The organism is Janibacter zhangyanbonis, assembly GCF_050507325.1.
Taxonomy (GTDB): Bacteria; Actinomycetota; Actinomycetes; order Actinomycetales; family Dermatophilaceae; genus Janibacter.
This window is the reverse complement of the sequence record NZ_CP191481.1, coordinates 980,752-1,005,887: the sequence shown is the minus strand read 5'-3', so window position 1 is coordinate 1,005,887 and position 25,136 is coordinate 980,752. Positions and strand designations below refer to the sequence as shown.

Here is a 25,136-nt window from a genome sequence, read left to right as displayed (position 1 = left end):
GCACGTCAGCCACCGTCGAAGGGAGCGCCCGTGCGCGCCGACGCCCGCGCCAACCGCGCCGCGATCATCGATGCCGCCCGGCGCCTCTACACCACTCGTGGTCCGGACGCCCCCCTCTCCGCGATCGCCGAGGAGGCCGGCGTCGGGGCGGGCACCCTCTACCGCCACTTCCCCACCCAGCAGGACCTCGTGCTCGGGGTCGTCGAGTGGCTGAGCGCGACGATCCACGAGGTCCGCGAGCGCTGGCTGGGGCCGATGCAGACGAACCCGCACGAGGCCTGGCCCGGCTTCGTCGCCGACATCGTCGAGCTACGGGTCGCGGCCCTCATGCCCCGCGTCGTCGAGGGCGTCGACATCGAGACGGTCATCCCCCAGATCTCTCGGCGCCGCGACGCCGCACTGGCCGCCGTCGGTGAGGTCGTCGAGCTGGCGAAGGGGGCCGGCCTGGTCCGCGAGGACGTCACCGCCGCACAGTTCCAGATGGGCCTGGCGGTCGCCACGCGCCCCCTGCCGAGCGCCGCCTCGGCCCTCGTCCCCGACGTGAGCAGCTGGCTCGTCGAGGTGTACCTGCGGGGCCTGCGCCCGGACTGACGGCTCGGGCCGGCGCCCGACCTCAGACGTGCTCCATCGACCCGCACGTGCGCTCGCGCACGGCTGCGGTCTCGAGCTGGATCGTCGCGTGGTCGAAGGAGACCGGGAAGTGCTCGCGCAGGCACCCACGGATCTGCTCGAGGATCTGCGGTGCATGCCCGGACTCGAAGCAGCCGTCGTCGATGACGACGTGGGCCGAGATCACCGGCAGCCCGGTGCCGATCATCGAGGCGTGCAGGTCGTGGACCTCGCACACGTGCTCGAGCTCGAGGACGTGGGCGCGCACGACGTCGAGGTCGACGTCCTCGGGGGCGAACTCCATGAGCACCCGCGTCGTCTCCCGCAGCAGCCGCACCGCCCGCGGCACGATGAGCGCCGCGATGAAGAGACCGGCGATCGTGTCGGCCCGGGTGAAGCCGGTCGTCGCGATGACGATCGCCGCGACGATGACCCCGAGCGAGCCGAGCGCGTCGCCCACGACCTCGAGGAAGGCCGCGCGCATGTTGACGTTGGCCCCCCGTCCCGAGGCGAGCACGGTCATGGCGACGAGGTTGGCGAGCAGGCCGAGCACGCCGAAGACGAGCAGCTCGCGGGCGGGCACCTGGGCCGGCTCGACGAGGCGGCGCACCCCCTCCACCGCGGCGTAGAGCCCGACGACGAGCAGCAGGCAGGCCTGGCCGAGCGCCGCGATGACCTCGATGCGCGCGAATCCCCACGTCCGCCGGCTGCTCGGCGGCCGCAGCATCATCGTCGCGGCGACGAGGGCGACGAGCAGCCCCACGGAGTCGGCGAGGGCGTGCGCGGTGTCGGTGAGCAGCGCGAGACTGCCGGTGAGCAGGGCACCCACGGCCTGCGCGACGACGACGAGCACCGTGATGCCGAAGGCGATCGCCAGCCGGTTGCGCAGCCCCCGGTCCGGGGCCGCCGAGGTCGGCGTGTGGGAGTGACCGTGCCCGTGGCTCATGTCGCCTCCCCCGCCAGCACCTCGGCACAGCGCAGCAGGTCCTGCAGACGCTCCGGATGCCGAAGGGAGAACCAGCTGGCCCTCCCTTCGGCACGGACCTGCACGAGACCGGCGTCGCGCAGGCAGGCCAGGTGGACGCTCACGGTGGACTGCGCCAAACCCATGTGGTCGACGAGGTCGCGCACCCGGTGCTCGCCGCTGCGCAGGTGCTCGAGGAGCGCGAGCCGCGTCGGCTCGGACAGCGCGTGGAAGACGAGCGTCACGTTATTCATCGTCATGTGACGATGTTATACCCACGCGACGATCACCGGCAGGTGCGAGCGGGCGCGGACTCGGGGCGCGGATGACCGCCTACGCCGTTGCTCCGTGCTCTGAACCCCGGCTCACGGCACGGAGCAACGGCGTAGCGCGATGTGGGCGTCCCGGATCCGCCCAGCGGGGAGCCGCGGCCCGTCGTACGGAGCAACGGCGGGCAGGACGCCGACAGCCCCGGCACGCGGGGCGTGCCGGGGCTGTCGGGTGCGGGGTCTACTGGCGACGTCACATATTCGAACTGCACGAATAGCTCGTGCTCGCGAGCATCCGAGGCCGTTAAGCCCTGCCAGTTCCGCTCCCCACGAGTCCAGTGACCGCGAGGCCGAAGTAGGTCATGCCAGCCGCCACACGGCCGACCACTCGAGGCCGTCGCTGGACCCGCCGCAGTCACCGAGACCCTCCCTCATTGTCGACACCTCATCTTCTTCGCTCCGGTCGATCGTGCGGTACATCGTTGCTCGGTGGTCAATGAGACGCCTTTCCCCGCTCATGATCGAGCGACTCTCCCTGGCTGCAGGTAGGTGTCGCGGTCTGAACCGAGAGGGGTGCGCCCGGTCGGGGCCGTTTGGATCGCTGCCGCTACGTCAGAGTCCGAAGGCTCCGCCGCTGACGAGGATCACGATGCCGAGGCCGATGAGAACGATGGGGAAGAGGATGTGCTCCCAGCGTTCGAGCACTTCGGCGATCGGGGGGCGGGTGGCGACGAACTTTGCCAGGGCCACCAGGACCGCGACGAGCGCGAGGAAGATGATGCAGTAGGCGACTACTGCGAGAGGTTCCACGCTGAGGAAGACAGGGGTGTAGACGCCGATGTTGTCGCCGCCGTTGGCAAGGGTGACGCCTGCGACTGTCCACACGCCGACCTTCTTGCCGGCAACCTTGGCCTCGTCGTCATCGTCGTCATCGTCTCCGCGCCAGGCCTGCCATGCGGCCCAGAGGCCGAGGCCCAGAGGGATGAGACCGAAGTACGGGATGGCTGCCGAGGGTAGGAATGCTCCGGCGCCGATGGTCACCAGGACCGCGGCACCGAGGATGCCGGCGAATCCGAGGTACTGGCCGGCCAGAATGCGGGCGGTAGTGCCGCGCTGGCCTGCCCCTCGCGCGAAGAAGAGGGAGAGCACGATGATGTCGTCGATGTTGGTCGCTGCGAACAGGCCCATCGCCTGCAAGACCGAGGTGAGGATCATGCGCCCTCCCCAGCTGCGTCGCATCCGGGAAGCGAGCAGGCGGGATCGATGCACGGGGCGTCTTCGTCCACTGCCAGGGTGGCATCGACCAGTGCCGTCAGCGCCTGCGCCAGGTGCGAATCGGCGATCTCATATCGTGTCCGACGACCCTCGGGCTCGGAGACGACGATCCCGCAATCGCGCAGGCATGCCAGGTGGTTGGACACGTTCGGGCGTGTCAGGTCCAGATCTCGGGCCAGTTCCGCCGGGTAAGCGGGATGGTCGAGCAGGGTCAAGATGATCCGGGATCGAGTGGGGTCGGCCAGTGCACGACCCAGGCGGTTCATCACGTCGAGACGCGAAGCAATAATCAGCATGCACTGAACTATACAGCGCGCACTGAACACTCGGTCGCAGGCGTCAGCCTAGCTGTTGCTGGCCATAACGTTGTGGTCACGTAGGAAGGTCGCGGCAGGAGGCTCCGCCTCTGCGCGCGTCATCTCGGATTGGCTACAGGTACCTGCAGACCTCGTCGGCGTTGCAGGTCTCGGGTTCGGGTTCTGCGGCTGCGTCGCGGAGGGCGGCAACGTTGTCGCGGAGGGAGACGAGATCCGAGATCTGGCGCTCAATGTCCTTCAGACGAACGTCTAGGAGGTCCCGGACGTGGCCGCAGGGAATCTCGCCTCCATCGCGGATGTCGAGGATCTGTTTGATCTGCGCGAGGGTAAGTCCGGCAGCCTGGCCGCGGTGGATGAAGTCGATCCGAGTCGCTGCTTCCGGATCGTAGTCGCGGTATCCCGACGCGGTGCGCTCGGCCGCGGGAAGCAGGCCCTGCTCCTCGTAGAACCGCAGGGTCTTGGCGGTGGTGCCGGCCGCCTCGGCGAGTTCGCCGATCCTCATCTGGGTCTCCGATGTGTCACAGGTCGCACTTGACCTTCCCCCGTACTGGAAGGTCCATTGTGGCTGCATCAAGAGCAATTCTCAAGACTCAGGGGAGGAATCGGGATGCAGTCCAGGTACGACCTTGCGATCATCGGATCGGGTGGCGCCGCGTTCGCCGCCGCCATCCGCGCGACCACGCTCGGCAAGTCGGTGGTGATGATCGAGCGCGGCACTTTCGGCGGCACGTGCGTGAACACCGGCTGCGTGCCGTCGAAGGCGCTCATCGCCGCCGCTGAGGCCCGCCAGACCGCTGCCGAGGCGGGCAACCGTTTCCCGGGGATCGCCACCACAGCGGACGACGTGGACATGCCCGCGCTGATCAGCAGCAAGCAGGACCTCGTCGAGGAACTTCGGGGTGAGAAGTACGTCGACGTCGCCGACGCCTACGGCTGGCAGATCCGCCACGGCGACGCTGCGTTCGCCGGCACGCCAGAAGCGCCCGTTCTTGAGGTCACCGCGACTGACGGTGCGGTCGAGACGATCGACGCTGATCACTACCTGGTCGCCACCGGCGCCAGCGCATGGGCCCCACCGATCGACGGTCTTGAGGAGGCCGGCTACCTGACCTCGACCACGGCGATGGAGTTGACCAAGGTTCCCGACTCGCTGCTGGTGCTCGGCGGCGGCTACGTCGCCTTGGAGCAGGCCCAACTGTTCGCCCGGCTCGGGTCGAAGGTCACCCTGCTGGTTCGTTCCCGGCTGGCGTCGAAGGAGGAGCCGGAGGTATCCAAGGCGCTGCAGGAGGTCTTCGCCGACGAGGGCATCCGCGTGGTCCGCCGTGCGGTCCCGACCCACGTTGCCCGTGACGACGTCAGGGGCCAGGTTGTTGTCACCGCTGACATCTCCGGCGGCGAGCAGGAATTCCACGCCGAACAGGTCCTCGTCGCCCTCGGCCGCCGACCGGTCACCGATGGGCTGAACCTCGATGCGGTGGAGGTGAAGACCGGCGACACGGGCGAGATCGTGGTCACCGACCAACTGCAGTCCTCCAACCCCCGGATCTGGGCAGCCGGCGACGTGACCGGGCACCCCGAGTTCGTCTACGTCGCCGCCCACCACGGCAACATGGTCGCTGAGAACACGTTCGCTGGCGCTGAGCGGTCGGTGGACCACAGCCGGCTGCCGCGGGTGACCTTCACCAGTCCGGCGATCGGCGCGGTCGGGATGACCGAGGCCCAGGTGCTCGCTGCCGGGATCCGCTGCGACTGCCGCGTCCTGCCGCTGGACTACGTGCCCCGGGCGCTGGTCAACCGCGACACCCGCGGCTTCATCAAGATCGTCGCCAACGCTGAGACCGGCGAGATCCTCGGCCTCACCGCCGTCGCCAAAGACGCCGGCGAGCTCGCCGCCGCCGGTGTCCACATCCTCGGCAAGACCGTCACCGAGGTCGCCGACGCATGGGCGCCCTACCTGACCATGACCGAAGGCATCCGGATCGCCGCCAAGGCCTTCACCACCGACATCTCCAAGCTGTCCTGCTGCGCGTGACCCGCAGCCGACAGCCTCCACCCGACTCATGAAGAAGGTACCGCCATGTCGGAGCTCACGACGCAACTGCCCGAACGACTCAACAACACCGAAGAGACCGGCCTTGACGCCGTCCTATTGATCCCGCTGCTGCGGCTGATCGTCGAGGGCGGCCCGGTCACCGTCGAGCAGTTCGCCGCGGCCGCCGGCCGTCCGGTCGACGACGTACGCACGGGTCTGGCCGCGGTGCCGGACACCGAGTACGACGACCAGGGCCGCATCATCGGCCAGGGCCTCACCCTGCGCCCCACCCCTCACCGGTTCACCGTGGCCGGTGAGGAGCTCTACACCTGGTGCGCCCTGGACACCCTGATCTTTCCGACCCTGCTCGAGCGCGCGGCGAGCGTGGAGTCGGTCTCCCCGACCAGCGGCGAGCCGATCCGGGTCACCATCGACCCCGTCGCCGGCGTCACCAGCGTCGAACCCGCCACCGCGGTGGTGTCGCTGGTCAACCCCGACCAGATCACCTCGATCCGGTCCTCCTTCTGCAACCAGGTCCACTACTTCACCTCCGATGAGGACGCCGCGGGCTGGCTGGCCGAGCACCCCCGCGCCGAGGTCGTGCCCGTGGCCGTTGCCTATCGGATCGGTACCGACCTCACGACCGGCTTCCTCAACCAGTTCCAGGCCAACGCGGCAGTGGCCGACGACGGCCACTGCCGCTGCTGACCAAGAACACCGAAGGGAACTCCACTCCGATGAAGTCCAACCACGACGACCAACCGGGAGGCAGCGGCCTGCTCCTCGGAGCCGGGGCCGCGCTGCTCATGGTCGCCTGCTGCGCCCTACTTCCCTTGCTCCTCGCCGGTGGTCTGCTGGCCAGTGTCGGCGGGTTCCTCGGCAACCCCTGGGTGATCGGCACCGGCATCGCCGTCCTGGTGCTCGCGGTCCTCGCGACCACGCGGCGCCGCAGCGGCGGCAACAACGCCAGGCATGGCTGTTGCCCGCCTGTGAACTCCACCCACCCCAGCGACACGAAGGACGACCAGAACCGATGACGCTTACCCGCACCCGCCGCGCGACCCTCTCGGTCGCCGGCCTCCTGCTTGCAGGCTCCCTGGCTCTGACCGCCTGCGGAAACACCGACGCCACACCAGCCGCAGATGCGGGCACGCCAGCGGCGGTTACTAGCATCGACGGCCAGATGGTCAGCCTGCCCGCCAGCGGGAAGCCGACCGCGGTGTTCTTCTTCTCCGTCGGCTGCGGCGAATGCGTTGAAGGCGTCCGCTCCCTCGGCGAGGCCGCCACCGCTGCCGAGAAGTCGGGTGCTGGGGCGAGCTTCCTCGCCGTCGACATGGACCCCGGCGAGTCCAAGGAGACCATCGAGGGATTCATGGAGTACGTCGACGCCGAACACGTCCCGGCCGCCATAGACGAGGGTGCCGCCTTGTCCCAGCGATTCGACGTTGCCGCCCTGTCCACCCTCATCGTCATCGACGGCGACGGCAAGGTGACCTTCCGTGCCACCGAGCCCGACGCGAAGACGATCACCGCCGAACTCGTCAAGGCCGGAGCCTGATCCATGGGCGGATTGCTCAGCCTCGCCTTCGCCGCCGGCATGGTGGCGCCGGTCAACCCATGCGGGTTCGCGCTGCTGCCGGCCTGGATCAGCCAGACCCTCGGCGACGCTGACGCCTCGCCCGTCCCGGTGCGGCTGCTGAGGGCCCTGCGGTCCGGAATCGCACTGGCGATCGGGTTCGCCGGCACCCTCGCAGCTGCGGGCCTGCTGGTGAGCGCCGGGGCTCGGGGCCTGATCCAGGCAGCGCCCAAACTCGGTCTCGCCGTAGGCGTCCTACTGGTGCTCCTCGGCCTGTGGATGCTGGCCGGCCGTTCGATCTCCGTGCGGTTGCCCCGGATCACCGGCCGAGCAACCGAAGGCCTCCCGCCAACCGCCCGGATGCTGGTCTTCGGGATCGGCTACGCCCTCGCCTCCCTGTCGTGCACCTTCGGAGTGATCCTTGCTGTCATCGCCCAGGCACAGGCCACCGCCAGCTACGCGGGGCTGCTGCTGGTCTTCGGTGTCTACGCCGCCGGCTCAGCCAGCATCCTGCTGCTGCTCGCACTCGCGACCACCGCCGCGGGTACCGGCCTAACCCGCCACGTCGCACGCCTCGGGAGTTATGGCCCCCGGATCACCGGCGCCGTCTTGCTGCTCACCGGCGTCTACCTCGCGTGGTACTGGTGGCCCGCCGCCACCGCCGACAACAACCTCGTCGCGACCGGCCGTGCCGGCGGTGTCGCCAGGCTCTCAACGACCCTGTCCGGCTGGGTTCAGGCTCACACGGCGCCGATCGCGGCGCTCGCGGTCATCTCCCTCCTCGTAGTACTCGCCCTTGGCGCCGCCCATAGGCGGCGTCGAGCCAGTTCCGAATCGCCGGAGGCCTGCTGCGACACCACGAACGTCGGGCTCGGCGTGTCAGGCGGCGACCACGAGGGTCAGTAGCCGACGGCTGAATGGGGGGCTTGGTCCGGGACTCAGCGACTCGACTGGAACATTCTTCGAAGGACGTGCATGACTCACCGCAACTCGCCACTGTCAGTCGAGGGACGTCGGCGGCTGGTCGAGCGTTGCAAGACCCGGCCGATCGCTCACGTGGCAGCTGAGATGGGAATCTCCCGCGCTACCGCGTCAAAGTGGGTCCATCGCCATCGTGAGTTCGGTGAGGTCGGTCTGCTCGACCGCTCATCGACGCCTAAGCAATCCCCGACAGCCACCCCCAACGTCGTTGTTCGCGAAGTCGAACGCATGCGGCGCGAGCACAAGTGGTCAGCGGCTCGGATCACGTTCGAGCTCGAACAGGTCGGCATTCAGATCAGTCGGCGCACGGTGAGTCGCATCCTCACCGACCTGCAGCTCAACCGGCGCCGCTTCATCGACCCGACCGGGGAAAGTAACCGCGAAGCGAGGAAGATTGTCGCTCGGTGCCCCGGCCACATGGTTCACCTGGACGTCAAGAAGGTCGGCCGAATCCCCGATGGCGGCGGATGGCGGGCTCATGGCAAGGACAGCCCGGAAGCTCGCGCCGTCGCGCGGACGAAAACCCGCGGCACGCGAGCCGGCTACGTCTACCTCCACTCAGCGATTGACGGCTACTCACGCCTCGCGTACACCGAGGCTTTGCCGAACGAGCAGGCCGCGACGGCCGTTGCGTTCCTCGCGCGAGCGCGGGCATGGTTCGCGGCTCATGGCATCACGCACATCGAACGGATCGTGACCGACAACGGATCCTGTTACCGCGCCTCAGCGTTCGCCGATGCACTGGCCGGGTCGCGGCACCAACGGATCACGCCCTACACGCCCCGCCACAACGGAAAGATCGAGCGGTACAACCGGATCCTTGCCGAAGAGTTCCTCTATGCACGGACATGGACCTCAGAAGACGAACGCGCCAACGCCCTCGAGCGCTGGAACCTGCACTACAACTACCACCGCCCGCACGGTGCCGCGGACGGTCAGCCGCCGGCCACGCTCGTGCCAATTCGCGTCAACAACGTCCTGGCCTCATACACCTAGCTAGGGCGACTCCCTGGTCGGACCATAAGTCAGCCAGTTCGCTCCGGCCTGCTCCGCCCACAGTTGAGCCGTGTTGGGGTGAATCCCCAGAATGCTCGCGATGACCGCGGGCGGCACACTGGCAACATTTCGTATTCGAAGTGCGCGAGTAGGTCGCGATTGGCTAGCAAATTGGGTACCTCAAGCCTCTTGGCTCAGGTCCGTTGCCAGAGCGTCTACCCGGGAAGTGATGTCGTCGCGGATCAGTGCCATGCGCTCGTGGCCCTCGACGCCTCGAGTGGAGGGTTCATCGGTGATCCACCGGTCGATCTGGGCATTGCCCGGATGGTCGATGTGTGCCTCTTCGCCGAGGATGATGACGCGGTCGACGGTGTCGAGCAGGGCAGGGTCGATGGGCTTGGGGTGCTCACCAGTGACGCTGGCCCCGACCTCTTCGAGCGAGGCGACGGACGCTGCGTTGAGCATTCCGCCGGGGCGGGTGCCGGCGGAGTACACGTCGACGGCTTCGCCGTGGCGCTGGCGCATGAGGGCGGCAGCCATCTGGGACTTGCCGCCGTTCTTGACGCATACGAAGAGCACGGATGGGCGCGCGCTCACGAGCTGGCCTCAACTTGCTCGATGCCGAGGGAGTCGAGGAGTTCGCCGACTCGCGCTCGGATGTTGTCGCGGATCGGGCGCACCGCTTCGACGCCCTGCCCGGCTGGGTCATCGAGCGTCCAGTCCTCGTAGCGCTTGCCGGGGAAGATCGGGCAGGTGTCACCGCAGCCCATCGTGATGACGACGTCGGAGGCCTCGACGGCTTCGGTCGTGAGGATCTTGGGCGTCTCCGCAGACAGGTCGATGCCCTCCTCGAGCATCGCTTCTCGGACGGCAGGGTTGATCGTGTCGGCGGGTGCCGATCCGGCCGAACGCACCTCGACAGCGCCGCCAGAGAGAGTGCGCGTGTAGGCGGCGGCCATCTGGGAGCGGCCGGCGTTGTGTACGCAGACGTAGAGGACTGAGAGTTGGTCGGTCATGTGGGCTCCAGAGGGTGGGAGAGGTCAGGCGAGGACGTCACGAAGGAGGCGGGTCACCCGCTGTTGGATGTCATCCCGGATGTCCCGCACGACGTCGAGTGGTTGGCCGTCGGGGTCGGCGACGTCCCAGTCCTCGTAGCGCTTGCCGGGAAAGACCGGGCAGGCGTCGCCGCAGCCCATGGTGACGATGACGTCTGCTGCCTGGACGGCGCTGTGGGTCAATGGCTTCGGGTATGGCGCGCTGAGCGGGATGCCACGCTCAGCCAGGGCGTCGAGGACGGTGGGGTTGACCGTGTCCACGGGTTCGGACCCGGCCGAGCGCACATGGACCTTGCGGGCAGACAGGTGCTCGGTCAGGGCGGCCGCCATCTGGGACCGCCCGGCGTTGTGCACGCAGACGAAGAGGATCTCGGGGACTTGCTTGGCGACTCTCCCTTCAGCCTGGGCCACGGTCATGAGCTGCTCGCGTGCCTGCTTCGCGACGAAGATCGGCAGGTACTGCGTGATCGTGGCGCGCGGCTCGAGCAGGGCGCGGGCCTCGTGCACGACTGTGGCGATGGTCTCGGGTGAGAAGACCCCGTCGTAGGCGTAGGTCAGGTCGTCGATGAGTCGGTCGTACGTGTCGGGCGTGTGGGGTGCGGTACTCACGTGCGGTCCTCTGCTGGGATGCGAGATGGTGCCACGGCTGACGAAGGGTGGGGGAATCGTCGACGCAGGCCGAGGCTGACGTAGACGAGGCCGACGAGGACCGGCACCTCGATGAGAGGTCCGACGACGCCTGCGAGGGCCTGGCCGGAGGTGACGCCGAAGGTCGCGATGGCGACGGCGATGGCCAGCTCGAAGTTGTTGCCCGCCGCGGTGAAGGCGAGCGTGGTGGTGCGTTCGTAGGTCATCCCGAGTACGCGACCGGTGAGGTATCCGGCGCCCCACATCAGGGCGAAGTAGGCCAGGAGGGGCACCGCGATGCGGGCGACGTCCAGTGGGCGCGAGGTGATGGCGTCGCCCTGCAGGGCGAAGAGGACGACGATGGTGAAGAGCAGGCCGTAGAGCGCCCACGGGCCGATCTTCGGCAGGAAGGTGCCCTCGTATGCCTGCCGGCCCCAGCGCCGCTCGCCGATGCGCCGGGAGAGGTACCCGGCGAGCAGGGGGACCCCGAGGAAGATCAGGACCGACACGGCGATCTGGCCGAACGAGACGTCCAGCGCGCTTTGCTCCAGACCCAACCAGCCAGGCAGCACCGACAGGTAGAACCACCCGAGGCCCGCAAAGGCGATGACCTGGAAGATCGAGTTGAGCGCGACGAGCACGGCAGCCGCTTCACGGTCGCCGCAGGCCAGGTCGTTCCAGATGATCACCATGGCGATGCACCGGGCGAGGCCCACGATGATCAGACCGGTCCGGTACTCCGGCAGGTCGGGCAGGAAGGCCCACGCCAGGGCGAACATCAGCGCCGGCCCGACAATCCAGTTGAGCACGAGGGAGGACCCGAGCAGGCTGCGGTCACGGGTGACCGAATCAAGGCGGTCGTACCTGACCTTGGCCAGCGGCGGGTACATCATGACGAGCAGGCCGAGGGCGATCGGCAGCGAGATGCCATGCAGCTGCACAGCGTCCAGCGCGGACCCCAGACCAGGCACCCCACGACCGAGCACGAGCCCGGCGACCATGGCGATGCCGATCCACACGGGCAGGTAACGATCCAGCATCGCCAGGCGCGCGGGCGCGCGCTCGGTGGCCACCTCAGACATCGTCACGCCCGGCTCCCCTGCGGGGCGCAGCACGGCGAGGACTGCTCGAGGACGGGCAGGGACGCGGTGGCCGGCTGCGCATTCGCCGGGTTGTCGTCCTTGACGACGTAGACCTCCCACGGAGCGCCGGCCGGGTCGTGGACCCACACCTTGTCCTGGAGCGCATAGCAGCACGTCGTGTCGTCCTCGTCGAAGGTCGCCAGCCCGCCATCCGCGAGCCGTGCGCGCGCCTCGCTGACCTGCTCGGCGCCGTCAACCTCGACACCGAGGTGGTTCAGCGCACCGCGCGGCCCACTCTCGCGGGTCGCCTCGCCGGTCTCGATGAGCACGAGCTTCAGCGGCGGCTCGGTGATCGCGAAGTTGGCGTAGCCGGGCCGGCGCTTGTGCGGCTCGACACCGAAGAGCGTGGAGTAGAAGGCGATGGACGCCTCGAGGTCGACGACATTGAGAGCGATCTGGACGCGGCTCACGTGGGGTTCCTCCATCGGGTCATATCGACGTGTGTCGATACGTCAACCTTGGCACTGCGCATCGACGCATGTCAATATGGGGCCATGTCGATCGCCCCCTCCACCGACGGAAGCACCCTCCTCAGCCAGGCGGTGGAGCGGTGCTGCGCCACCGAGGGCAGCGCACCGATCTCGCGCGAGGACGCCGAGGCGGTGGCCCGACTGCTCAAGGCGGTCGCCGACCCCGTCCGCCTGCAGATCCTGGGCATCGTGCGCTGCTCTCCCGGTCAGGAAGTGTGCGCCTGCGACCTACCGGAGCCCCTCGGCCTGGCCCAGCCCACGGTGAGTCACCACCTCAAGGTGCTCGTCGATGCCGGCCTGCTGACCCGGGAGCGTCGCGGGCAGTGGGCCTGGTTCACCCTCGCGCCCGATCGCCTCGCTCTGGCGCGTCAGGTCCTCGACGCCTGACCAGTCGGGAGCGACACCAACCGGCCCGCCGCAGCGTGGCGGCCCCGTCACACATCGACGACCGGCCCCTGATTCACGTCCCGCCGGCGCGATGGGCCATAGGCGCTCCAGCTTGAACCCGCCACTTCGGCCCACTTCTGGGCGGTGCTCGTATCGATCCCCAAGGCGTTGGCAATGACCGCTGGTGGGACGCTGACGGCCAGATGCAGCAGCGCGGTGTTGCGGCTGACCCGCGCGGGGATCCCCAGTGGTCGAAGTGCTCTCATCAACGACATCGCGTGCCGCGGCTGACCGGCCCTCTTGCCCGGGAAGAGCCACTGCTCGTCGGCCAACTCACGAGCAGCCCCGAAGGGCTTGTGGACGGGCAGTTGCCGAAGAAGGTCCGCCAGCACAGAAGGAACGTCGAGCGGATGCTCGCCCAGCTTGACCTGCATCCGCCCCTCAACCTCGGCGAGGTCCTCGAGCGTCAGCCGCGCAATCCGGGCCACCGGTTGCGCATAGAGCAGTAGGAGGGTTCCGGCCACTCGCTCCTCAACTCCGGCTATGGACGGATCGTGCAGGAGCCGGCGGGCCAGCTCCAGCTGTTCGTCTGGATCACCAGTCTGCGGGGACGAGGCCACGCTTGGAGTGGTGATGGCGACGCTCGCCGGTAGGGAGCGCTGTCGCTTGAGCCACCGGACGAAGTGCAGGCTCCTGCCCTCGAGGGCCCACTCCTCGACGTCCCGTTGTCGGCAGTCACGCACACCGACACCGCGGAGGTTCAGGAAGGCAATGAAGCCTTGGGCGCTTCGGACCTCGCTGCGAGCGTTGTATGCCTGGTTGGCGGTCAGCCCGCCCGGGCCGATCTGCAGGCGCGCGATCACGTACCACTGCGCGTAGCGCGCGAGCACCTGGCGTTCGCTCACCCGGTCGACCTCGGCCACGACGTCCTCGCAGAAGACCCTCAGCCGTGCCAGGTGCTCATCACGCTCGCCCAGAAGGCCCGCGGACACCAGCACTCCTCGCAGGTAGTGCACGCTGAACACTTGCGGCTCGGCATCTAGCAGCTCATGGGTGACCTCCCCATGCTCGCTCAGCAGGTCTCCGAGCAGCCGGAAACACTCAACTCGTCCCCAGTTGTGCAGCACCGAACGAGGGTCCGTCTCCAGCAGTGCCTCGCGCACGGGCGCGTACCCCCGGCGCAGGCGCCCTTGCTCGTCCGCCAAGAACTCGTCGACCCTCGTGGCCGCCTGACAGGCGAAGCACCACGGGTCTCCATCGTTGGTGGTCCTGCGCCCCAATCCCTCCTGCCCGCACGTCGCGCACAGCACAACCGGGGCCCAGTAGCAGGTCGGGCACACGTCAGGAGAGGTCTCCGTTGCACGAAGAGCGACCCGTCGGGTGCGACCGCATAGACCGCACTCCCTGTGCGGGTGGCGGTAGCAACGTCCGCACAGGTTCCGGTCATGACCGCCACGACCGCCCTTTCTCGCGACGAGCGTGGCCAATTGCCCGCACGCGTCGCAAAGTGCCACCGCCTGCCTCTCCTTGGCGTAGCAGGCGGCACATAGGCCGGACCCATCTGGCTGACGTGCGTTGACGCGGGTGACCCGGCCGCAGCTGGCGCAGGATTCGGTCGGCGCACGACGACTGGCGCACCGTCGGCAGTATTCGAGTCCATCTTTCGAGCGCCGCACCTGCATGACCCGGCCGCACCCGGCACACTCACCATCGGCCTTTCCTGCGTTCCTGCACGTCCCGCAGAGCGCCCCCCCTTCGGAGTTTCTACTCGCCACGTGACGCTCTTGGCCGCACATCGAGCAGATGGCCCGTCGCGTGCGGTTGTAGCAACTGGGACAGATTCGCTGCCCGTCTGTGGTGTTGTGGAAGAGGGTGCGCGGGCGAGCACACGACGCGCAGGCAGGACTGACCACCCCCTTCACACCGGCGGCGATCGCGGCGTAGAACAACTCGCCGACGACCTTCGGCATTCTCGATCCCCCCTGCGTCACGACGTCGGGGTGCTCGCGCAGGTACGTGAGCAGGTCCTTGCGAGTTCGGGGTCCCGGCGCGACCTGCTCGACGAGTTTCGCGATCAGCTCGGGTTGGACTTGCGGGTCGTGCCGACGCAGGGCGTCGACCACATGCTGCACGTCGTCGTTGGCCGCGCGGTCCTCGTCATCGGACATGTCATGTATCCCCAGGGTCGTGCACGACCTGAGCCCGAACTGCTCTAGGTGCGCCCCCGCGCCGCGGCGCGTCTGGTCGTTGGCCCACTGCCTTGCGCGCCCGACGAGAGGTCGACACCACATACGGCTCGATCAGATCCCCTGGGCCACAGCCAAAGAGATCGCACAGCGCCGACAAGAGCTTCATGTTCATCCTGGCTGGCGGCGATGTGACGATTCGGTAGACCTGCGTCGGCGTCATGACCACCCCGCGATCGGCCAGATGCGGCACCAGATCCGAAGTAGCGTGCATCCCGTGCTCAGCCATCACCTGACGGAGGTGCCACCGATAGTCAACCGTCTTCGTTGCTTGGCTCATCATTCGGCCTTTCCGTCGGTGGGGTGAACGCTCGGTCCAAAGCCTGTCGCACCACCTGGTTGCGGTAGTCGCCTGACACCCCGGTGTACAGAGCAGTCGTCGAACCCCAGCGGTGCCCAGCTTGCTCCTGGACGAATCGGTGGTCGAAACCATCTTCGATCAAATGGGTGACGTATGAGTGTCGCAGGCAGTGCGGATGCAGGAGGGGGTCGAGCCCCAACTCCTCGCGCCACTGCGCGAATCTGCGATCGACATGGTGACTGCTGACCCGGCCCTGTCTCTCCGTGGGCCACAACGCCGGCGAGGTCGTCTGGAACTGCGGACGCACCTGCTCCACGTACTGGGCCAGCGCCTCGCTCGCCCACCGGTGCACCGCGACGACCCCTCGACGACGCGGCCCGGAACCACGCGAGGCCTTCCCCCATCGCACGTTGCACACTCCGTACTTGCCGAACTCCGGCGCTGCCGGGTTTCGCGTGAAGTCGTGCACGTCCAACATCGCCGCCTCTCTGCGCCGTAGCCCGAAGGCATAGATGACCTTGAAGAGGGTCGCATCCCGGTACGCCGTCGCCCACCCCTTGCGGCCCGAGCCATGCGCCTGGAACGCACGCTCATCCGCATGGTCGAGCAGTCGCTGGACCTCCACCCGCGTCAAAGGGCGGACTTGCGGACGCGCCTCCGTATCGATCACGTGCGCGGTGGTGTTCCACTCGTGGAAGATCTGGACAGGATGCGAGCCAAACATCTCCATGGACCGCTCGCCCCATCCGTAACGAGGGTCCACGAGGTAGTCACAGAACAGCGCAACGGCCTGCTGGTAGGCGCGCACGGTCGAAGTGGCCACCGGCCTGGGCTCAGACACCAGATGCGTCGTCCAGTCCTCGACATCCACGGGGCCCCACTCCCACGGCATCGAACCGCAGAACTCCATGAATCGGCGAACCTGCCGGTCCCGCGCGTGGATCGTGGCGAGGTTCAACGACCGAGCCCGCTGCTGATTGGCGAACCCCTGCAACATCTCCTCGACGAAGGCGTCAGCCGTCGCGACCGGGTCTCCCGACGCCCTGAACGGCAGGACGAGCGCGCCCATGTCCCCGTCGTCATCCACCACATGAGCGAACATACATCAAATGCATGATTCGTACATCACATGCAAGAAAGCCCGGAAAATCAGGGGCTGAGAACGCCCGCCAAGAGCCGCAGTCGATCGGACTAGAACCCTGAGAACCCCGGAAAATCAGCCTTCCCGGGACTCGGGATCCTACATCTGCTGCAATATGTCAGCGTTTCAGTTGACCGAGACGTGCACGTGGTCGTAGTGGTTCTGCGTCGGGTCGCCGCGGTCCTCCATCATCTTCCAGCTGCCGCCGGGCATCCAGATGCGCTGCTGCCAGATGATGTACTTGATGTTGAGCGAGCCGGCGTTGGACTGCAGCCAGGCCGCGATCTGGTCGCCGCGGGCGCCGGTCACCATGATGTCGACGGCATTGCCGGTGCCGTGGTCACCCGGGTCGCCGGCGCGGTAGCCACCGATGTTGGTCATGTCGGGGAACTGGGTGCGCACGGCGGAGTAGACCTGCTGCGCGTTGGGGCCCAGGCCGAGACCGGCAGCCTCCGCGGCGAAGTTGCCCGTCTGGGGCGCGCCGGTGGAGGTGCTCTCGGTGGACTCGGTCGACTCCTGCGGGGCCTCGTCGGCCGTCGCGTCGCTCTCCTGCTCGGTCGGCTCGGGGGCCTCCTGCGTCGCCTCGTCCTCGGCCGGGGCCTCGGTCTCCTCGACGGGCTCGGGCTTCGGCTCCGGCTTGGGCTCGGGCTTGGGCTTGGGCTTCGGCGGCACGTAGTCCGGCTTCGACACCGCGTCGACGTCGAGCTCGCCGACGTCACCCTGGGAGTCCTCGGACTGGGAGCTGGCGGGGGCGGTGATCGCGGCGCGGGCCGTCGACCGCGAGGCGGCCTCGCCCGTGCGGTCGGCGAAGAGGTCGCTCGCGCTCGTGCGCGCCGTGGCGACGGAGTCGATGCTCGGGGTCGAGGTGCCCTCGGCCTGGCTCGGGGCGACGACGAAGGCGCCGGAGCCCAGGACGATCCCGATGCCGGCGACCGACTTGGCCGCGGTGCGGGCGCCGTGCGAGCCGACCGACGACGGCAGGCTGCTCAGGCGGGACAGGGGGCTGGGACGACGGCTGCCGTGGCGGCCGACGTAGCGGGGGAAACTCACGCGAGACCTCGGGGTGGAAAACAGGGGACGGGCCTCACGGCCGCGAACACCATAACCACACCTTCTGCCAGAAGTCACGTTTTGGTAAAGGGCGGTGTCACAGGTCACCGCCCGGGACGGCGAAAGGCGCCGCCCCCTGATGGGGAGCGGCGCCCTTCGTCAGGCGTGACCGGAGGTCACTTGCCCTTGACGGCCTCCGTGGCCTGGGGCAGGACGGTGAAGAGGTCACCGACGACACCGAAGTCGACGAGCTCGAAGATCGGGGCCTCCTCGTCCTTGTTGATCGCGACGATCGTCTTGGAGGTCTGCATGCCGGCCCGGTGCTGGATGGCACCGGAGATGCCCGCCGCGACGTAGAGCTGCGGCGAGACCTGCTTGCCGGTCTGACCGACCTGCGACGAGTGGGGGTACCAGCCGGCGTCGACCGCGGCGCGCGAGGCACCGACGGCGGCACCGAGCGCGTCGGCGAAGGTCTCGACCGGCGAGAAGTCACCGCCGGTGCCACGACCACCGGAGACGACGATCGCCGCCTCGGTGAGCTCGGGACGACCGGAGGCCTTCTTCGGCTCGGACGCGGTGACCTTGGCGGCCTTCGCGCCGTCGGAGAGGCTCACGGAGAGCTCCTCGAAGGCACCGGCGCCGTTGGCCTGCTCCGGCGCAGCGGAGTTGGGCTTGACGCAGATGATCGGGGTGCCCTTGGTGACCTTGGCCTGGACCGTGTAGCTGCCGGCGAAGACGGACTGGGTCGTGACCGGCCCCTCCTGCACGTCGACGGCGTCGGCGATCAGACCGGAGTCGGTCTTGACCGCGAGGCGGGCACCGATCTCCTTGCCGGCGGAGTTGCTCGGGATGAGCACCGCGGCGGGGGACTTCTCCTGGACCAGCTGCGCGAGGATCTCGGCCTGGGGGGCGACGAGGTGCTCGAGGGCGGCCGGGTCGGAGACGGCGTAGATCTTCTCGGCGCCGTAGCGGGCGAGCAGGTCCTTGGCGGTCTCGGCACCGGGGCCGATGAAGACGGCGGAGGGCTCACCCAGGCGGCGGGCGATGGTCAGCATCTCCGCGGCGGGCTTCTTCACCTCACCGTTTGCGTGGTCGACGAGGACGAGGACTTCAGCCATGTCTGTTGCTCCTTGGTGTCCGGGTCGTCGCTCAGACGAACTTGTTGGTGGTCAGGAACTCGGCGAGCTTCGTGCCGCCGTCACCCTCGTCGGTGACGATCGTGCCCTGCTCGCGCGGGGGACGCTTGGTCGTCGCCTCGACGGCGGTCGCGGCATTGGCCAGACCGACCTGGCCGGCGTCGACACCGAGGTCGGCGAGGGTCCACTCCTCGACCGGCTTCTTCTTCGCGGCCATGATCCCCTTGAAGGAGGGGTAGCGCGGCTCGTTGATCTGGTCGGTGACCGAGATGAGGGCCGGGAGGGAGGCCTCGACGGTCTCGCTCGCGGTGTCGCCGTCCCGGCGCATCTTCGCGACGCCGCCGTCGACGGTCAGCTCGGAGGCGTAGGTGACCTGCGGCAGACCGAGACGCTCGGCGAGCATCGCGGGGACGACACCCATGGTGCCGTCGGTCGAGGCCATGCCGGTGAGGACGATGTCGGGGGTGCCGATCTTCTTGATCGCCTCGGCGAGGATGAGCGAGGTGGCGAGCGCGTCGGAGCCGGCGATCGCGTCGTCGGAGACGTGCACGCCCTTGTCCGCACCCATCTGGAGCGACTTCTTGACCGCCTCGGCAGCGTCGGCGGGACCGATGGTCAGCACGGTGACCTCGCCCTCACCGGCCTCGACGATCTGCAGGGCCTGCTCGACGGCGTACTCGTCGAGCTCGGACAGCAGACCGTCCACGCCTTCGCGGTCGGTCGTGTTGTCCTCGTTGAATCCGCGGTCGGACTGTGCGTCCGGAACGTACTTCACGCAGACGACGATGTTCATCGGCGAATCGTCCTCTTCCTGGGTGAGGGGGCTGGGTACCGGGCGATCCTCTCAGCAGCCGCGCCGGTTGGGCCCGAACTGTGGGGAGGCTCCCAGTCCGCTCACGCTATCCAGCGCGGCACCAGACCTCCAACGCGGGTGAGGGTGCCCTTCACCACACCGCCCTTCGAGGCGGTCGCTGCGCGACCTTCCTCAGGGAGCGGGAGGGACGGAGGGCGTCTCGTCCGCGACGTTGGTGAGCACGTGGAAGGAGGGCTCCTCGTAGGGGTGCGCCGAGCGAAGAGCATTGACCACCAACGCCCTTCGCGATCGCGGGAAGGTCACCTCGACCCGGTCCTCGACGACCCGCTCGGGCCGGCCGACCTCGCCGATCGTCGGGTTCGCCCCGCCCACGGGACGGAACCTCCCTTCGCCACGCTGGACGAAGGCGCACTCGCGGTACCCCCCCACCGCACCCGCGCCGGCGTCGAAGAGCGCCGCCAGCACCTGCTCGGTGTGGGTGGCCGGGATGTGCGCCACGAGGACGTCGAGGGCTTCGCGGGTCACGTCACCACCCCGCGGGCAGGTCGAGGTCGTCCGGGACCGGGACGGGCTGGCGCTGCTTGACCACGCGTGCCGGCACACCGCCGAGGACGACGAAGGGGGGATGCGTCCCGCGGACCACGGCGCCGGCACCGACGACCGAGTGGTCGCCGATGTCCGTGCCGCGGGTGATGACGCACTTCGTCGCGACCCACACGTCGTCGCCGATCCGCACCGGCGACTTGATGATCCCCTGGTCCTTGATCGGCGTCTCGAGGTCCTCGGTGCGGTGGTCGAAGTCGCACACGTAGACGTCGTCGGCGAAGAGGCAGGCCTCACCGATCTCGATGTCGAGCCAGGTGTTGAAGGTGTTGCGGATGCCGATGACCGTCTTGGCCCCGATGCGCAGCGTGCCCTCGTGGGCGCGCAGCGCCGACCCGCCACCGATGTGTGTGTAGGCACCGATGACGAGGCGGGCGGTGCCGGGCGCGACCTGGAACTGCACGTCCGGCCCGATGAAGCACGGGCCCTCGAAGACCAGGCCGGGGGTGCGGGCCTTCGCCCGGACCATCCGCAGGTAGCCGAGGACGTGGTGGTGGCTCCAGGCCCGGTTGGCGACGACCCACCGGGCCCAGTGCCACCACGTGAGGTGCGAGGAGCGCGCTGTCACCGCTCGCGTCACCGCAGGGGCTTGGTGCCGGTGACGCCGACGTTGTAGAAGAAGCGCTGCGGCACGACGCGGCCGAGGACCGCGTCGACCTTCATGAGGTTCTTCCACGTGCCGTAGGCGAACTTCGCCCAGCCGAAGCCGAGGGCGTCCTCGGCGACGGCGTACTCGAAGGTGCGGATCGGCCACCCGGCGAGCGCGGAGGTCAGCTCCTCCGTCGCCGTGCCCACGTGCTTCGCACCCGCGTGACGGGCCAGGGCCGCCAGCTGCTTCGGGTCGAAGGTGTGCAGGTCGACGACCGCCTCGAGGGCCGCTGCGCGGGAGGACTCGTCGAGCTCGGCCTGGGCGCGAGCCCACTTGCGGCGCAAGGGAGGCAGCTTGGCCACCCGCGTCGCCGTCTCCCACGTCGCCCGGGAGATGTGCCGGGCGTACCAGTGCCCGATGGTCGTCGGCTCACCCGCGATGACGAAGCGCCCGCCCGGCTTGAGGACGCGCACCACCTCGCGCAGGGCGCCCTCGACGTCGGGGATGTGGTGGATCACCGCGTGCCCGACGACGAGGTCGAAGCTGTCGTCCTCGTAGGGCAGGGCCTCCGCGTCCGCGACCTGTCCCTCGATCTCGAAGCCGAGGCGCCGCGCATTGGCCTTGGCCGCCTCGACCATGCCGGGTGACAGGTCGGAGACGTGCACCTCGTCGACGAGGCCGGCGAGCTTGAGGTTGAGCGAGAAGAAGCCGGTGCCGGCGCCGAGCTCGAGCGTGCGCCCGTAGGGCAGCGACTCCCCCGGCTGGCGGGTCGACTCGAGCACGTGGAGGAAGCGGTCGCGCACGACGGAGGTACAGCGGTCGTCGAAGCTGATCGACCACTTCTCGTCGTAGGTCTGCGCCTCCCAGTCGTGGTAGAGCACCTGGGCCAGCTTGTTGTCCTCCCAGGCGGCCTCGACCTGCTCTGCGCTCGCGGCGCCGGCACCGGTCATCAGATGCCCTCGAAGGTGGCCTTGCCGGGGCCGTTGTCGACGAAGCTGCGCATGCCGGACTTCTGGTCCTGCGTGGCGAAGAGCGCGGAGAAGAGCTGGGCCTCGATCTGCAGACCGGTGTCGAGGCTCGTCTCGAGCCCGCGGTCGACGGCCTCCTTGGCGGCGCGCAGGGCCTGCGTCGGCCCGGTGACGAAGGGGGTGACGAGCGCCTTCGCGGCGTCGAGGACCTCGGCGGCGGGCACGACCCGGTCGGCGAGACCGATCTCCAGGGCCTCGGCGGCGTCGACCATCCGGCCGCTGAAGATCAGCTCCTTGGCCTTCGCCGGGCCGACGAGGCGCGGCAGCCGCTGGGTGCCACCGGCACCGGGGATGATGCCGAGCGTGATCTCGGGCAGGCCGACCTTCGCGTTGTCGGCGACGACCCGGAAGTCGCAGCACAGCGCGGTCTCGAGCCCGCCACCGAGCGCGAAGCCGGTGATCGCGGCGACCGTCGGCTTGGGGATCGAGGCGAGCGCGCGGGAGAAGCGCTGGAGCAGACGCACGTGGGCGGCCATGTCCGTGTAGGACATCTCGGCCATCTCCTTGACGTCGGCGCCGGCGGCGAAGACCCGCTCGCCGCCCCAGACGATGACCGCCTTGATGTCGTCGCGCTCGGCGGCCTCGTCGGCCACGGCGACGAGCTCGCGCTGCATCTGCGCGTCGAGCGCGTTCATCTTCGGGCGGTCGAGGACGATCGTGCCGATGCCGTCGGCGACCTCGAGCCGGACGACCTGCTCGCTCATGCCGGGGCCTGCCCGTCGGTCTGCTGGCCCTGCTGCTCGGCGACGGCCTCCTCGAGGTCCTGGCCGGTGGCGCGCTGGTGCCACAGCTGCACGCCCTGCAGGACGAGCGGGAGGGCGAGGCCGAGCAGGCCGCGCACGTCGGCGCCGCGCGGGAGGATGTGCTCGCTCGTCACGAGGAGGGTGTCGCCGGCGACGGCGGCCTTGACGAGGTTGAAGGCGACGTTGAGGTCGTTGCTGACCTGGAGCCGCTCCATCGGGTCGGTCGGCACCGGGTCCTCGAGGGCCCACTGGCCGAAGACGCGCAGCACGTTGGACTCGTCGTCCGCGGCGCGCACGAACATCTGCTGCTCGGAGAAGGTGAAGGCCACGTCACCCTCGTCGTCGATGCGCGGCTCGAGACCGAGCTCGCGCAGCGCCGCCTCGATGCGGTCGCGCAGGGGGGCCTCGGGCTCGCTCTGCTCACCGGAGGGGGTGGGGGTGGTGCCGAAGTTGGGAAGGGCGGTCGGATCGCTCATGGCCTCAACGTACCGACTGCTTACCCTGTGAGCCATGTCGACGACCACAGCCCAGGCGCTCCCCGACCGTCCCGCCCCGGGTGTGCGCCCCGTCGCGGGCGGGGTCGAGGTGGCCGTGCCGGCCGCGCACGCCACCGCCGTGTGGCTGTGCCTCTTCGACGACGAAGGGGAGGAATCTCGCGTCTCCCTGCCTTCCGCCGGCGAGGGCTGGTGGGGCGGCTTCGTCCCCGACGTGCACCCCGGCACCCGCTACGGGCTGCGGGCCGACGGCCCGTGGGACCCGGCTGCCGGCCACCGTCACAACCCCGCGAAGCTGCTGCTCGACCCGTGGGGCCGCGCCGTCGAGGGCCGCGTGACCTACGAGCCGGCCGTCTACGGGCATGCCGTCGACGAGGCCGGCGAGGGTGACGTGACCGTCCGCTCGGAGCTGGACTCGGCCCCCTTCGTCCCCCGCAACGTCGTGCTCGACACGACCTTTGACTGGGGCGACGACGCCCCGCCGGCGCACCCGCGTGACGAGCGGGTGGTCTACGAGGCGCACGTGCGCGAGGTGACCCGGCTGCTCGACGGCGTGCCGGAGCACCTGCGCGGCACCTACGCCGGCATGGCGCACCCGGTGACCATCGAGCACCTGCAGCGGCTCGGCGTGACGACCGTGGAGCTGCTGCCGGTGCACGCCTTCGCCGACGAGCCGCACCTCGTCGAGCTCGGCCTGACGAACCACTGGGGCTACAACACGCTCGGCTTCTTCGCCCCGCACGCGCCCTATGCCAGCGACGCCGACCCGCACGAGGTGCTGCGCGAGATCAAGGGCATGGTCAAGCTGCTGCACGCGGCCGGCATCGAGGTGCTGCTCGACGTCGTCTACAACCACACGGCCGAGCAGAGCACCGGCGGCGCGACCCTCTCGTGGCGCGGGCTCGACGCGGCGACCTGGTACCGCCTCGACGAGCAGGGGCACGACGTCGACGTCACCGGCTGCGGCAACACGCTCGACCTCACCGAGCCACTCGTGCTCGAGATGGTCCTCGACTCGCTGCGCTACTGGGTCGAGGAGGTCCACGTCGACGGTTTCCGCTACGACCTGGCCGTCGCGCTCGGCCGCGGTGACGACCTCGGCTACGACCCCGACCACCCCTTCCTCGTCGCCCTGCGCGAGGACCCGGTGCTCTCGCGGGTGCTGCACGTCGCCGAACCCTGGGACCTCGGGCCCGACGGGTGGCGCACCGGGCAGTTCCCCGGCGCGTGGGCGGAGTGGAACGACCGCTTCCGCGACGCGACCCGCGACTTCTGGCTCGCCGACGCGGGGGCGCTCTCGCGCGGCGAGGTGAGCGGCCCCGGTGTGCGCGAGATCGCGACCCGGCTCGTCGGCAGCCGCGACCTCTTCGGCGAGCGCACTCCCCTGTCGTCGGTCGGCTTCGTCACCGCGCACGACGGCTTCACCATGGCCGACCTCGTCGCCTACGACACGAAGCACAACGAGGCCAACGGCGAGAACAACCGCGACGGCAACGACCACAACCGCTCGTGGAACCACGGCGCCGAGGGCCCCACCGACGACGCCGTCATCGCGCTCGCCCGCCGCCGCTCGGTGCGCAACCTGCTCGGCACCCTGCTGCTGTCGGCGGGTGTGCCGATGGTCGCCTCCGGCGACGAGATCGGCCGCACCCACGACGGCAACAACAACCCCTACTGCCAGGACAACGAGATGACCTGGCTGCACTGGGACCTCGACGACGCGCGGCGCGACCTGCTCGCCACCGCCGCCCACCTCACGGCCCTGCGGCGCGAGGTCCCCGTGCTGCGTGACCACGACGAGTCGGTCATCGACTGGTACGACGAGACCGGCGCCGAGATGACCGACGAGACCTGGGCCCAGGACGAGCGGCGGACCCTGCAGCTGCACCTCGCCGGCGAGCCCGCGGCGCTGCTCGTGGTGCACGGGGGCCTCGCCGAGGCTGCCGTCACGCTCCCGGACGTCGGCCCCCTTCGCCTGAGGTGGGACAGCGCCTGGGAGCGCCCGCAGGACGCCGACTCGGGCTCCGCCGACCGCCAGCAGACCCTCACCCCCCTCAGCCTGCACCTCTACACGACCTGACGCCGCGAGAGGGCGGGTCGAGGTATGAGCGACCGCATAGCCGGTCGCCACCACCTCCACCCGATGCACGACAGGAGCGGCGAAGGGAGGGGTCGGCCCGACTCATGGGAAAGTCCGGCTGCCCGCACGACGTGAGTCGGCATGCCAAGCGGCCGGACTTTTCCTTAGGGCCACCCCTCCCTTCGCCCGCGACGCACGAGGCGCCCGCGAC

At 69.1% G+C, this 25,136-nt stretch carries 30 protein-coding genes; 9 read left to right on the top strand and 21 right to left on the bottom strand.

All coding sequences use genetic code 11. The annotated features are described in order from the left end of the window. The first annotated feature begins 30 nt into the window (after positions 1–30). Positions 31–591, top strand: coding sequence for a TetR/AcrR family transcriptional regulator (locus ACQBJO_RS04995; RefSeq protein ID WP_421006938.1), 561 nt, complete (start codon positions 31–33; stop codon positions 589–591). Positions 592–613: 22 nt separating this feature from the next. Here the strand turns inward: ACQBJO_RS04995 and ACQBJO_RS04990 are convergent, their stop codons facing one another. The 5 genes from ACQBJO_RS04990 to ACQBJO_RS04970 all read right to left on the bottom strand — a co-directional run bounded on the left by ACQBJO_RS04990 (position 614) and on the right by ACQBJO_RS04970 (position 3,936). Further along, the gene (locus tag ACQBJO_RS04990) at positions 614–1,555 is read right to left on the bottom strand and encodes a cation diffusion facilitator family transporter (protein WP_421006939.1); all 942 of its coding nucleotides are present in this window, start codon (positions 1,553–1,555) and stop codon (positions 614–616) included. Next, on the bottom strand, positions 1,552–1,833 hold the full coding sequence (locus ACQBJO_RS04985; RefSeq protein WP_421006940.1) for an ArsR/SmtB family transcription factor: 282 nt from the start codon (positions 1,831–1,833) through the stop codon (positions 1,552–1,554). The genes ACQBJO_RS04990 and ACQBJO_RS04985 overlap by 4 nt, the downstream gene beginning before the upstream one ends. A gap of 621 nt (positions 1,834–2,454) precedes the next feature. Next, positions 2,455–3,057 (bottom strand): cadmium resistance transporter, encoded by a 603-nt coding sequence (locus ACQBJO_RS04980; RefSeq protein WP_094364785.1) that lies wholly within the window; start codon positions 3,055–3,057, stop codon positions 2,455–2,457. Continuing rightward, positions 3,054–3,413, bottom strand: a complete 360-nt coding sequence (cmtR, locus tag ACQBJO_RS04975; RefSeq protein WP_084449591.1) for a Cd(II)/Pb(II)-sensing metalloregulatory transcriptional regulator CmtR — start codon at positions 3,411–3,413, stop codon at positions 3,054–3,056. The genes ACQBJO_RS04980 and cmtR overlap by 4 nt, the downstream gene beginning before the upstream one ends. 133 nt (positions 3,414–3,546) lie before the next feature. Beyond that, positions 3,547–3,936: a heavy metal-responsive transcriptional regulator gene (locus tag ACQBJO_RS04970; protein WP_040347802.1), complete on the bottom strand. Its 390-nt coding sequence runs from the start codon at positions 3,934–3,936 to the stop codon at positions 3,547–3,549. Positions 3,937–4,041: 105 nt separating this feature from the next. Between ACQBJO_RS04970 and merA the strand changes: the two genes are divergently transcribed. The 6 genes from merA (at position 4,042) to ACQBJO_RS04940 (ending at position 9,019) form a co-directional block, all read left to right on the top strand. Then, positions 4,042–5,466 carry a mercury(II) reductase gene (gene merA, locus ACQBJO_RS04965; RefSeq protein ID WP_005882720.1) on the top strand — a complete coding sequence of 475 codons (1,425 nt, stop codon included), beginning with the start codon at positions 4,042–4,044 and terminating at the stop codon, positions 5,464–5,466. Between the two features lie 45 nt (positions 5,467–5,511). Then, positions 5,512–6,174, top strand: a complete 663-nt coding sequence (gene merB / locus ACQBJO_RS04960) for an organomercurial lyase MerB (protein WP_155048750.1) — start codon at positions 5,512–5,514, stop codon at positions 6,172–6,174. Between the two features lie 29 nt (positions 6,175–6,203). Further along, positions 6,204–6,503 carry a hypothetical protein gene (locus ACQBJO_RS04955; RefSeq protein ID WP_005882715.1) on the top strand — a complete coding sequence of 100 codons (300 nt, stop codon included), beginning with the start codon at positions 6,204–6,206 and terminating at the stop codon, positions 6,501–6,503. Further along, positions 6,500–7,024 (top strand): TlpA family protein disulfide reductase, encoded by a 525-nt coding sequence (locus ACQBJO_RS04950; protein WP_005882713.1) that lies wholly within the window; start codon positions 6,500–6,502, stop codon positions 7,022–7,024. Before ACQBJO_RS04955 ends, ACQBJO_RS04950 begins: the two co-directional genes overlap by 4 nt. Positions 7,025–7,027: 3 nt before the next feature. Then, on the top strand, positions 7,028–7,948 hold the full coding sequence (locus tag ACQBJO_RS04945; RefSeq protein WP_058623030.1) for a cytochrome c biogenesis CcdA family protein: 921 nt from the start codon (positions 7,028–7,030) through the stop codon (positions 7,946–7,948). Positions 7,949–8,017: 69 nt separating this feature from the next. Next, positions 8,018–9,019 carry an IS481 family transposase gene (locus ACQBJO_RS04940; RefSeq protein WP_155048747.1) on the top strand — a complete coding sequence of 334 codons (1,002 nt, stop codon included), beginning with the start codon at positions 8,018–8,020 and terminating at the stop codon, positions 9,017–9,019. A 180-nt stretch (positions 9,020–9,199) separates the two neighbouring features. On the opposite strand, the gene ACQBJO_RS04935 is transcribed toward ACQBJO_RS04940, so the two are convergent. The 5 genes from ACQBJO_RS04935 to ACQBJO_RS04915 are packed head-to-tail and all read right to left on the bottom strand — an operon-like array spanning position 9,200 to position 12,253. Then, entirely contained in the window at positions 9,200–9,616 is a 417-nt protein-coding gene (locus ACQBJO_RS04935; RefSeq protein WP_143445375.1) for a low molecular weight phosphatase family protein, read from the bottom strand. Next, on the bottom strand, positions 9,613–10,035 hold the full coding sequence (locus tag ACQBJO_RS04930; protein ID WP_084449402.1) for an arsenate reductase ArsC: 423 nt from the start codon (positions 10,033–10,035) through the stop codon (positions 9,613–9,615). The genes ACQBJO_RS04935 and ACQBJO_RS04930 overlap by 4 nt, the downstream gene beginning before the upstream one ends. Positions 10,036–10,059: 24 nt before the next feature. Next, positions 10,060–10,683 carry an arsenate reductase ArsC gene (locus tag ACQBJO_RS04925; RefSeq protein ID WP_007928070.1) on the bottom strand — a complete coding sequence of 208 codons (624 nt, stop codon included), beginning with the start codon at positions 10,681–10,683 and terminating at the stop codon, positions 10,060–10,062. Continuing rightward, positions 10,680–11,783, bottom strand: a complete 1,104-nt coding sequence (gene arsB, locus ACQBJO_RS04920) for an ACR3 family arsenite efflux transporter (protein WP_084449589.1) — start codon at positions 11,781–11,783, stop codon at positions 10,680–10,682. The genes ACQBJO_RS04925 and arsB overlap by 4 nt, the downstream gene beginning before the upstream one ends. Positions 11,784–11,785: 2 nt before the next feature. Continuing rightward, positions 11,786–12,253, bottom strand: a complete 468-nt coding sequence (locus ACQBJO_RS04915; protein ID WP_421006941.1) for an ArsI/CadI family heavy metal resistance metalloenzyme — start codon at positions 12,251–12,253, stop codon at positions 11,786–11,788. An 84-nt stretch (positions 12,254–12,337) separates the two neighbouring features. On the opposite strand from ACQBJO_RS04915, the gene ACQBJO_RS04910 reads away from it, so the two are divergent. Then, positions 12,338–12,700: an ArsR/SmtB family transcription factor gene (locus ACQBJO_RS04910; RefSeq protein ID WP_421006942.1), complete on the top strand. Its 363-nt coding sequence runs from the start codon at positions 12,338–12,340 to the stop codon at positions 12,698–12,700. A 47-nt stretch (positions 12,701–12,747) separates the two neighbouring features. On the opposite strand, the gene ACQBJO_RS04905 is transcribed toward ACQBJO_RS04910, so the two are convergent. The 11 genes from ACQBJO_RS04905 to ACQBJO_RS04855 all read right to left on the bottom strand — a co-directional run bounded on the left by ACQBJO_RS04905 (position 12,748) and on the right by ACQBJO_RS04855 (position 22,827). After that, positions 12,748–14,868, bottom strand: a complete 2,121-nt coding sequence (locus tag ACQBJO_RS04905; protein WP_421006943.1) for a hypothetical protein — start codon at positions 14,866–14,868, stop codon at positions 12,748–12,750. Position 14,869: 1 nt separating this feature from the next. Then, entirely contained in the window at positions 14,870–15,160 is a 291-nt protein-coding gene (locus tag ACQBJO_RS04900) for a helix-turn-helix domain-containing protein (protein ID WP_430407168.1), read from the bottom strand. A gap of 40 nt (positions 15,161–15,200) precedes the next feature. Next, a complete protein-coding gene (locus tag ACQBJO_RS04895; RefSeq protein ID WP_430407153.1) occupies positions 15,201–16,334 on the bottom strand; it encodes a tyrosine-type recombinase/integrase in 1,134 nt (377 codons plus the stop codon). 180 nt (positions 16,335–16,514) lie between these two features. Continuing rightward, positions 16,515–17,438 (bottom strand): hypothetical protein, encoded by a 924-nt coding sequence (locus tag ACQBJO_RS04890; protein WP_421006946.1) that lies wholly within the window; start codon positions 17,436–17,438, stop codon positions 16,515–16,517. Between the two features lie 176 nt (positions 17,439–17,614). Further along, positions 17,615–18,556 carry an electron transfer flavoprotein subunit alpha/FixB family protein gene (locus tag ACQBJO_RS04885; protein ID WP_421006947.1) on the bottom strand — a complete coding sequence of 314 codons (942 nt, stop codon included), beginning with the start codon at positions 18,554–18,556 and terminating at the stop codon, positions 17,615–17,617. A 31-nt stretch (positions 18,557–18,587) separates the two neighbouring features. After that, positions 18,588–19,367, bottom strand: a complete 780-nt coding sequence (locus tag ACQBJO_RS04880) for an electron transfer flavoprotein subunit beta/FixA family protein (RefSeq protein ID WP_255185656.1) — start codon at positions 19,365–19,367, stop codon at positions 18,588–18,590. Positions 19,368–19,559: 192 nt separating this feature from the next. Continuing rightward, complete coding sequence (locus tag ACQBJO_RS04875) at positions 19,560–19,913, bottom strand: hypothetical protein (RefSeq protein WP_421006948.1); 354 nt, start codon at positions 19,911–19,913, stop codon at positions 19,560–19,562. A 1-nt stretch (position 19,914) separates the two neighbouring features. Next, entirely contained in the window at positions 19,915–20,559 is a 645-nt protein-coding gene (locus ACQBJO_RS04870; protein ID WP_255185654.1) for an acyltransferase, read from the bottom strand. Between the two features lie 8 nt (positions 20,560–20,567). After that, complete coding sequence (locus ACQBJO_RS04865; protein WP_421006949.1) at positions 20,568–21,530, bottom strand: class I SAM-dependent methyltransferase; 963 nt, start codon at positions 21,528–21,530, stop codon at positions 20,568–20,570. Further along, positions 21,530–22,312, bottom strand: a complete 783-nt coding sequence (locus ACQBJO_RS04860) for an enoyl-CoA hydratase/isomerase family protein (RefSeq protein WP_421006950.1) — start codon at positions 22,310–22,312, stop codon at positions 21,530–21,532. The genes ACQBJO_RS04865 and ACQBJO_RS04860 overlap by 1 nt, the downstream gene beginning before the upstream one ends. Then, complete coding sequence (locus ACQBJO_RS04855) at positions 22,309–22,827, bottom strand: T3SS (YopN, CesT) and YbjN peptide-binding chaperone 1 (RefSeq protein WP_255185651.1); 519 nt, start codon at positions 22,825–22,827, stop codon at positions 22,309–22,311. Before ACQBJO_RS04855 ends, ACQBJO_RS04860 begins: the two co-directional genes overlap by 4 nt. Before the next feature lie 34 nt (positions 22,828–22,861). On the opposite strand from ACQBJO_RS04855, the gene glgX reads away from it, so the two are divergent. After that, positions 22,862–24,925 carry a glycogen debranching protein GlgX gene (glgX, locus tag ACQBJO_RS04850; protein WP_421006951.1) on the top strand — a complete coding sequence of 688 codons (2,064 nt, stop codon included), beginning with the start codon at positions 22,862–22,864 and terminating at the stop codon, positions 24,923–24,925. The last annotated feature ends 211 nt before the right edge of the window (positions 24,926–25,136 follow it).

Bases quoted from the DNA above. Each gene is read 5' to 3' on its own strand.
- ACQBJO_RS04990 (WP_421006939.1), bottom strand. From the start codon at position 1,555: ATGAGCCACGGGCACGGTCACTCCCACACGCCGACCTCGGCGGCCCCG.
- ACQBJO_RS04985 (WP_421006940.1), bottom strand. From the start codon at position 1,833: ATGACGATGAATAACGTGACGCTCGTCTTCCACGCGCTGTCCGAGCCG.
- ACQBJO_RS04980 (WP_094364785.1), bottom strand. From the start codon at position 3,057: ATGATCCTCACCTCGGTCTTGCAGGCGATGGGCCTGTTCGCAGCGACC.
- cmtR (WP_084449591.1), bottom strand. From the start codon at position 3,413: ATGCTGATTATTGCTTCGCGTCTCGACGTGATGAACCGCCTGGGTCGT.
- ACQBJO_RS04970 (WP_040347802.1), bottom strand. From the start codon at position 3,936: ATGAGGATCGGCGAACTCGCCGAGGCGGCCGGCACCACCGCCAAGACC.
- merA (WP_005882720.1), top strand. From the start codon at position 4,042: ATGCAGTCCAGGTACGACCTTGCGATCATCGGATCGGGTGGCGCCGCG.
- merB (WP_155048750.1), top strand. From the start codon at position 5,512: ATGTCGGAGCTCACGACGCAACTGCCCGAACGACTCAACAACACCGAA.
- ACQBJO_RS04955 (WP_005882715.1), top strand. From the start codon at position 6,204: ATGAAGTCCAACCACGACGACCAACCGGGAGGCAGCGGCCTGCTCCTC.
- ACQBJO_RS04950 (WP_005882713.1), top strand. From the start codon at position 6,500: ATGACGCTTACCCGCACCCGCCGCGCGACCCTCTCGGTCGCCGGCCTC.
- ACQBJO_RS04945 (WP_058623030.1), top strand. From the start codon at position 7,028: ATGGGCGGATTGCTCAGCCTCGCCTTCGCCGCCGGCATGGTGGCGCCG.
- ACQBJO_RS04940 (WP_155048747.1), top strand. From the start codon at position 8,018: ATGACTCACCGCAACTCGCCACTGTCAGTCGAGGGACGTCGGCGGCTG.
- ACQBJO_RS04930 (WP_084449402.1), bottom strand. From the start codon at position 10,035: ATGACCGACCAACTCTCAGTCCTCTACGTCTGCGTACACAACGCCGGC.
- arsB (WP_084449589.1), bottom strand. From the start codon at position 11,783: ATGTCTGAGGTGGCCACCGAGCGCGCGCCCGCGCGCCTGGCGATGCTG.
- ACQBJO_RS04910 (WP_421006942.1), top strand. From the start codon at position 12,338: ATGTCGATCGCCCCCTCCACCGACGGAAGCACCCTCCTCAGCCAGGCG.
- ACQBJO_RS04905 (WP_421006943.1), bottom strand. From the start codon at position 14,868: ATGTCCGATGACGAGGACCGCGCGGCCAACGACGACGTGCAGCATGTG.
- ACQBJO_RS04900 (WP_430407168.1), bottom strand. From the start codon at position 15,160: ATGCACGCTACTTCGGATCTGGTGCCGCATCTGGCCGATCGCGGGGTG.
- ACQBJO_RS04885 (WP_421006947.1), bottom strand. From the start codon at position 18,556: ATGGCTGAAGTCCTCGTCCTCGTCGACCACGCAAACGGTGAGGTGAAG.
- ACQBJO_RS04880 (WP_255185656.1), bottom strand. From the start codon at position 19,367: ATGAACATCGTCGTCTGCGTGAAGTACGTTCCGGACGCACAGTCCGAC.
- ACQBJO_RS04865 (WP_421006949.1), bottom strand. From the start codon at position 21,530: ATGACCGGTGCCGGCGCCGCGAGCGCAGAGCAGGTCGAGGCCGCCTGG.
- ACQBJO_RS04860 (WP_421006950.1), bottom strand. From the start codon at position 22,312: ATGAGCGAGCAGGTCGTCCGGCTCGAGGTCGCCGACGGCATCGGCACG.
- ACQBJO_RS04855 (WP_255185651.1), bottom strand. From the start codon at position 22,827: ATGAGCGATCCGACCGCCCTTCCCAACTTCGGCACCACCCCCACCCCC.
- glgX (WP_421006951.1), top strand. From the start codon at position 22,862: ATGTCGACGACCACAGCCCAGGCGCTCCCCGACCGTCCCGCCCCGGGT.